At 61.6% G+C, this 5,752-nt stretch carries 9 protein-coding genes; 1 reads left to right on the top strand and 8 read right to left on the bottom strand.

The genetic code is table 11. The annotated features are described in order from the left end of the window. Together Q0Y42_RS13820 and Q0Y42_RS13815 are read right to left on the bottom strand one after the other, a co-directional pair. Positions 1 to 119, bottom strand: a 119-nt coding sequence (locus Q0Y42_RS13820; protein ID WP_297804926.1) for a hypothetical protein, incomplete at its 3' end; no start/stop codon positions are given. 92 nt (positions 120 to 211) lie between these two features. After that, a complete protein-coding gene (locus tag Q0Y42_RS13815; protein ID WP_297804920.1) occupies positions 212 to 484 on the bottom strand; it encodes a DUF1467 family protein in 273 nt (90 codons plus the stop codon). Positions 485 to 570: 86 nt separating this feature from the next. Here Q0Y42_RS13815 and Q0Y42_RS13810 point away from each other — a divergent pair, with 86 nt between their 5' ends. After that, on the top strand, positions 571 to 927 hold the full coding sequence (locus tag Q0Y42_RS13810; protein WP_297804917.1) for an isomerase: 357 nt from the start codon (positions 571 to 573) through the stop codon (positions 925 to 927). A 17-nt stretch (positions 928 to 944) separates the two neighbouring features. Here the strand turns inward: Q0Y42_RS13810 and Q0Y42_RS13805 are convergent, their stop codons facing one another. The 6 genes from Q0Y42_RS13805 to Q0Y42_RS13780 all read right to left on the bottom strand — a co-directional run. Next, the gene (locus Q0Y42_RS13805) at positions 945 to 1,118 is read right to left on the bottom strand and encodes a hypothetical protein (protein ID WP_297804914.1); all 174 of its coding nucleotides are present in this window, start codon (positions 1,116 to 1,118) and stop codon (positions 945 to 947) included. A gap of 153 nt (positions 1,119 to 1,271) precedes the next feature. Beyond that, a complete protein-coding gene (locus Q0Y42_RS13800; RefSeq protein WP_297804911.1) occupies positions 1,272 to 1,610 on the bottom strand; it encodes a DUF3088 family protein in 339 nt (112 codons plus the stop codon). After that, positions 1,610 to 3,280, bottom strand: coding sequence for a ribonuclease J (locus tag Q0Y42_RS13795; RefSeq protein ID WP_297804908.1), 1,671 nt, complete (start codon positions 3,278 to 3,280; stop codon positions 1,610 to 1,612). The genes Q0Y42_RS13800 and Q0Y42_RS13795 overlap by 1 nt, the downstream gene beginning before the upstream one ends. A 7-nt stretch (positions 3,281 to 3,287) precedes the next feature. After that, on the bottom strand, positions 3,288 to 4,094 hold the full coding sequence (locus Q0Y42_RS13790) for a type III pantothenate kinase (RefSeq protein WP_297804924.1): 807 nt from the start codon (positions 4,092 to 4,094) through the stop codon (positions 3,288 to 3,290). Continuing rightward, positions 4,091 to 4,837, bottom strand: coding sequence for a biotin--[acetyl-CoA-carboxylase] ligase (locus tag Q0Y42_RS13785; RefSeq protein ID WP_297804906.1), 747 nt, complete (start codon positions 4,835 to 4,837; stop codon positions 4,091 to 4,093). Before Q0Y42_RS13785 ends, Q0Y42_RS13790 begins: the two co-directional genes overlap by 4 nt. Before the next feature lie 6 nt (positions 4,838 to 4,843). Further along, a partial coding sequence (locus Q0Y42_RS13780) for an NADH-quinone oxidoreductase subunit N (RefSeq protein WP_297804903.1) occupies positions 4,844 to 5,752 on the bottom strand: 909 nt, incomplete at its 5' end.

Raw genomic sequence — 5,752 nt, 5'->3', positions numbered from 1 at the left:
TAGATGCCAGCGGCCTCCTGCTTGATCATGCCCGCGCGCATCATCAGCTGATGCGAGACGATCTGGGCGTCAGAGGGGGCTTCCTTGAGGGTCGGCAGAAAATAGCGCGACAAACGCATGGGGTAGGCTTTCCTGAATCTTGTCCGGTGTGATTAGCCCCTAGGGCTTTGGCATGGCAACGCACACCGCCGGAAAAATGGGTAACGAGCGCTTAGAGTGCGGGAAGACGGGCGGGATCGATCTCGGGCACAGGGATGATGCCAGCCCAGATCACACCCACGATCACAGCCCAGACAATGGCCGAAACCCAGGTGGTGGTGATGAATTTCTTCTTCAGGTTCGGATTCTTGGGGGCACCCCACTGTGATCCGTCCGTCGGCGGCTCATCGACCTGACTGTTCATCCCGATGGGCAGGATCATGAACAGCACGATCCACCAAGCAGTCAGATAAATGGCGACAAGGGTAAAAGGACCCAGCGGCATAAACGTATCCCCGATGACTCAAACACAGCGGTGACGACAGCCAAGATACGGCCTAGATATCGCACACCGCCATTTCAGGACCCGTCATGCCACAGATTACGCTCGAACACTCCACCCATTTCGATAAAGCCGACTTTCGCAAGCTGGCGCTCGAAATCCACGACCTGTGTGTCGAGCATACGGGTGCGACGCTGGAGTCGTGCAAGACCCGCATCGTACGCGCGGACAATCTGGTGATTGCTGATGGATCGCCGGATCAGGCCATGGTGCACTGCGACGTGCTCATCCTCAGCGGGCGGACGCAGGAGCAAAAGACGGCACTGGGCGAAGCGACGCTCAAGGCCATGGTTGCAGCCCTGACCCAATATGATGGCCCGCGCCAGATCACCGTCGAGGTCGGCGATCTGGACAAGCCCAACTATCACAAGGTGACAGCGGGCTAAGCTCGCCGTGGTGAAAATCAGCCCTTCGTATCGCGCCGGATAAAGGTCACCATGGCGTCAGTCGCGACAAGAAAGATGAAAATCTTAATCGCGGTCGCCATGGGGCCTGCATCGAGAACATAGACCCCGACCCAAAACAGGAACGGCACAAGCGCATAGAATAGCGCCCTGTGAAGCAGGCTCTTGTACATGGCGTCAGTCCTTAATCCTAAGCATCCATAACGATCTCGATTTCAAATCGAACACGTCGACGTTGTTTTAGCACCGCCTACACAGCACTAAAACAACGCAAATATCTAAGATTGTATGCGAGTTAGGGACGCTGAGCCTGAGAGGCGGCATCCTTAAGGATGCGGGCGGCCTATGCCATAGCGTGCTGCCCAATATGGCAGGATGGCATCGTCCTTCAGATAGCGTGCCCCCGTCTCGGCGCTGACCAAGGCGTCGGGCCACTCAAACTCGCCATCGAGGATCAGCATGGGGCAGGACTGATCGGCCTCCCCCACTTCGGCGACCACCAGCGCGCGCGGGCGCGGGTGGTCGACATAGGTGATCTGCATCTGCTCGCGCAGGCGCGGATAGAGGCCGAGAACGCCCTCGATCATCGCGCCCGGCGGGCAGAACCACGGCCCGCCCTGATCATCATGCCAATCCGGATTCAGCAGGTAGAGCCGGTCGGTCATCACATCCTCAGGACAATGGTTTCAACGATCGGACGGCGGCCCCAGACCTTCTGGGACGCCTTTTTCAGGGTGCGGGCGACGGCCTGTTCGATGACCAGTTCGTCTTCCAGAGCTTCACCCTTCAGACTCCGAACCACGTCTTCGACGCGTTCGGCCAGATCGTCGAGGATTTGCTCCAGACGGCCTTCGCCATCACCCGGCATACCGACCGAGCGGATATCGATGTCGCTGACCATCTTGCCACGACGGTCCAGTGCAAAGGCGACGATCAGCATACCGTTGCTGGCCGCATGGCGGCGCTCGCGCAGGGCTTCGCCCTGTTCTTCGACCAGCATGCCGCCATCAACAAACAGGCGGCCCGACGGCACCTCGTCGATGATCTCGGCATAGCCCGGAGCCAGACGCACCATGTCACCGTTGCGCGGCGTCACGACCTGTTCGACACCCAGAGACTTGGCCAGATGGCCATGCTCGATCAGGTGGCGACGCTGGCCGTGGGTCGGGACGGCAATCTTGGGACGGGCCCACGCATACATCTGGCGCAGTTCGTCGCGGCACGGGTGACCCGAGACGTGGATGCCCGGATTGCCCTTTTCGGTGTAAATCTGGACGCCCTTTTCGGCGAGTTTGTCCTGCAGACGCGCAATCGCCAGCTCGTTGCCAGGAATAACCCGCGACGAGAAGATGCAGTGGTCGCCCTGCCCCAGTTTGATGAAGGGGTGCGTACCCTCGGCCACGCGCGACAGGGCGGCGCGGGCTTCGCCCTGCGATCCGGTGCAGAGGAACAGAATCTGGTCGGCAGGCCAGATCTTGGCCTCCTCTTCCGACAGGAACTGCACATCCGGCAGCATGCCGACCGACTTGGCGGCGGCGGTGATGCGGTGCATCGAACGGCCCGCCAGCGCGACGCGGCGACCAGCCTGTTCGGCGGCATAGATCACGCTGTCCATACGGGCGACGTTGGAGGCGAAACAGCCGACAGCCACGCGGCCCTTCAGCGGCTTGATCAGTTCGACCAGCTTTTCGCGGACATCGCCTTCGGAACCCGCCACGCCTTCGACGAAGACGTTGGTGGAGTCGCAGACCATGGCCAGCACGCCCTCGTCACCCAGCGAGCGGATGAAGGCTTCGTCCGTGCGCTCGCCCACGACGGGCTGGTCGTCCAGCTTCCAGTCACCGGTATGCAGTACCGTGCCCAGCGGGGTCTTGATCGACAGGCCATTCGGCTCGGCGATCGAGTGCGTGATGGTGACATAGGTCACATCGAACGGGCCAAGCTGGACATTGCCACCCAGCGGCACTTCGTTCAGTTCGACCTCTTCGTCGAGGTTATGGTCGCGCAGCTTTTCGCGGATCAGGAAGGCGGTGAACGGCGTGGCGTACAGCGGGGCCTTGATGCGGTCGAACAGCCAGCCGAGCGCGCCGATGTGGTCCTCGTGCGCGTGGGTCAGCACGATGCCGAGGATTTCCTCGCCTTCGAGGAAGGACGGATCGGGGACGATAACGTCCACACCCGGCGTCGATTGGTCGCCAAAGGTCACGCCGACGTCGACGATAATCCACTTGCGGTCATGCTCAGGACCAAAGCCGTAAGCATTGAGGTTCATGCCGACCTCGTTCGACCCGCCGAGCGGCAGGAAGACGAGTTCGTTCTTATTTTCTTGAGTCATACAGTCCTTAACGGAGGTTGTTCCGCCGCCAGATCTCCAAAAGGCCGCGGATGGTCAGGTCCGGATCAAACCGGTCAATAGTTGTACTGGCCCCTTCGAATAGAGACGCGACACCGCCGGTTCCCACCACGGTCATCGGACGTCCCCACTCGGCCTTGATCTTCGCGACAAGCCCGTCGATGAGGCCGACATAGCCCCAGAAAACCCCCGACTGCATCGAGGTGACGGTGTCGCGCCCGATCACGACGGAGGGGCGTTGAATAGCGATACGCGGCAGTTTCGCTGCCGCTTCGTGCAGGGCCTGCACGGAAAGATTGATACCCGGCGCGATAACGCCGCCCTCGAAGGCACCCTGCCCCGGGGCGTCACCGGCCGATACGATATCGAATGTGGTGGCTGTACCGCTGTCGATCAACAGCAGGTCGCCGGAATAGGTCGTCAGTGCGCCGATGGCATTGACCAGACGGTCGGCACCCGCCTCGCTCGGCTTGGGGATGCGCACATCAATGCCCAACTCGGCATTCTCGCCGATCACCAGAGGTTCGACCTCCAGATAGCGGCGCGACAGGTTGCGTAGATTGAAGATCGACTGCGGCACGACCGAGGAGATGATGCAGCCGTCCATGTCCGTCATGGCCAGCTTGCGCCCCGTTTTGGCGCTCATCATTTCGAACAGTTGGTGAAGCCAGACGGCGTATTCATCGCCGGTGCGAGTGGCTTCGGTGGCCGTGCGCCATTGGGCAATCCAGCTTTCGCCGTCGTGGACCGCGAAAAGCGTATTGGTATTGCCCTGTTCAATCGCCAGCAGCATCAGCCACCTACTCCGAAAAACACATCGCCCGCCGAGATCAGGCGCATCGTACCATCAGCCAATCGCATCCGCAGCGATCCGTCCGCTTCCACACCGTCGGCAGTGCCTTCGATGGTTTCATGGGTCAGTCGCGCCACGCACGGACCAAACAGCCCCGGTGTACGATCAACCCAAGCCTGCCGCACGGCGTCAAAGCCCTGGGCGTTCCATACGTCCAGCCAATGATCGAAGGTTTCTGCAAGTGCCTGAGCCCCTTCCTCGAACGACGGCGGAGCCAGACGCTCGGCGCTGAGGTGATCGGCTATGGCGGTAGCGGGGCGCTCGGTCCCCTGCGGTGCGACCTTCAGGTTCACGCCAATGCCGACAGCGAGCCACAGCTTGCCTGGGCCCAGCGGTCCGCTTTCCAGCAGGATGCCCGACACCTTGCGGCCATCCAGCAGAACATCATTGGGCCATTTAATCGTCACCAGACTGGGCGGGACATAGCGCGCAACCAGATCATAGACAGCCAGAGCCGACACGAACGTCAGCTGCGAGGCTTCCAACGGCGACGTGTCGAGGGTGATCAGCAGGGTCTGGGCCAGATTGCCCGTATCGGTTTCCCACGCGCGGCCCCTGCGCCCGCGTCCGGCAGTTTGGCGTTTGGCCCCGATCCACAGGGGACCGAACTCACCCGCCTCGGCGCGCCTGCGCGCCTCGGCATTGGTAGAGTCGATCTCCTGCAGGATCAGGACCGGAGCCGCCAAGGCTCCTTAACCCACGCCCACGCCGGCCGCAGCGGCCTTGGTGAGCGGCTCAAGCCAGGTCAGGGCGACCAGCAGAACCGGGAATGCGAAGGCAGCCGCAGCCCAGCCAACCCATTGCGGGACAACCGGAGCCTTGTCGGTCTTCACCTCGGTTTCAGCGGCGTCGAACCACATGACCTTGATGATACGCAGGTAGTAGAAGGCAGCCACGACCGAGGCCACCAGACCGGCGGCACCCGCCATCCAGTAACCGGCATCGGCAGCGGCACCGAACACATAGTACTTGCCCCAGAAGCCCGACAGCGGCGGAATACCGACCGACGACAGGGCCAGAATGGTCAGGGCAATCGCGGTGACCGGACGCTCCTGCTTCAGGCCGGCCAGATCCGAGATGTTACGGATCGGACGGCCGTTACGGCTGAGCGACAGCAGGATGGCGAAGAAGCCGAACTGGTCCACGACATACAGGGTCATGAACATCAGCATGGCCTGAACGCCCATCTCGGTACCGGCTGCGATACCCAGCAGGGCATAGCCGATGTTGATGATCGACGAATAAGCCAGCAGGCGCTGGATGTCTTTCTGCAGCAGACCGCCGAACGAACCCACGGCGAACGAGATCAGCGAGATCAGGATCACCACCTGCGCCCACTGGAAGTGCGCGAGGTTGAAGCCGTCGATCAGAACGCGGGCGATGAGGATCATCGCGGCGACCTTCGGAGCGGTGGCGAACAGGGCCACGACCGGAGTCGGTGCGCCTTGGTACACGTCCGGCGTCCACATGTGGAACGGAGCGGCCGAAACCTTGAACGCCAGACCAGCGATGAGGAACACCATGCCGAAGATCAGGCCCGGACCCGGGTTGTTCGAGGCAAAGGCGGCGATTTCGTCAAACTTCATCGAGCCAGCGAAACC

The organism is uncultured Brevundimonas sp., assembly GCF_947305955.1.
GTDB lineage: Bacteria > Pseudomonadota > Alphaproteobacteria > Caulobacterales > Caulobacteraceae > Brevundimonas.
This window is presented reverse-complemented; position numbering and strand designations above follow the sequence as displayed.

What these genes read in the sequence shown, in the direction of transcription:
- Q0Y42_RS13815 (WP_297804920.1), bottom strand. Translation starts at nt 484, where the DNA reads ATGCCGCTGGGTCCTTTTACCCTTGTCGCCATTTATCTGACTGCTTGG.
- Q0Y42_RS13810 (WP_297804917.1), top strand. Translation starts at nt 571, where the DNA reads ATGCCACAGATTACGCTCGAACACTCCACCCATTTCGATAAAGCCGAC.
- Q0Y42_RS13805 (WP_297804914.1), bottom strand. Translation starts at nt 1,118, where the DNA reads ATGTACAAGAGCCTGCTTCACAGGGCGCTATTCTATGCGCTTGTGCCG.
- Q0Y42_RS13800 (WP_297804911.1), bottom strand. Translation starts at nt 1,610, where the DNA reads ATGACCGACCGGCTCTACCTGCTGAATCCGGATTGGCATGATGATCAG.
- Q0Y42_RS13795 (WP_297804908.1), bottom strand. Translation starts at nt 3,280, where the DNA reads ATGACTCAAGAAAATAAGAACGAACTCGTCTTCCTGCCGCTCGGCGGG.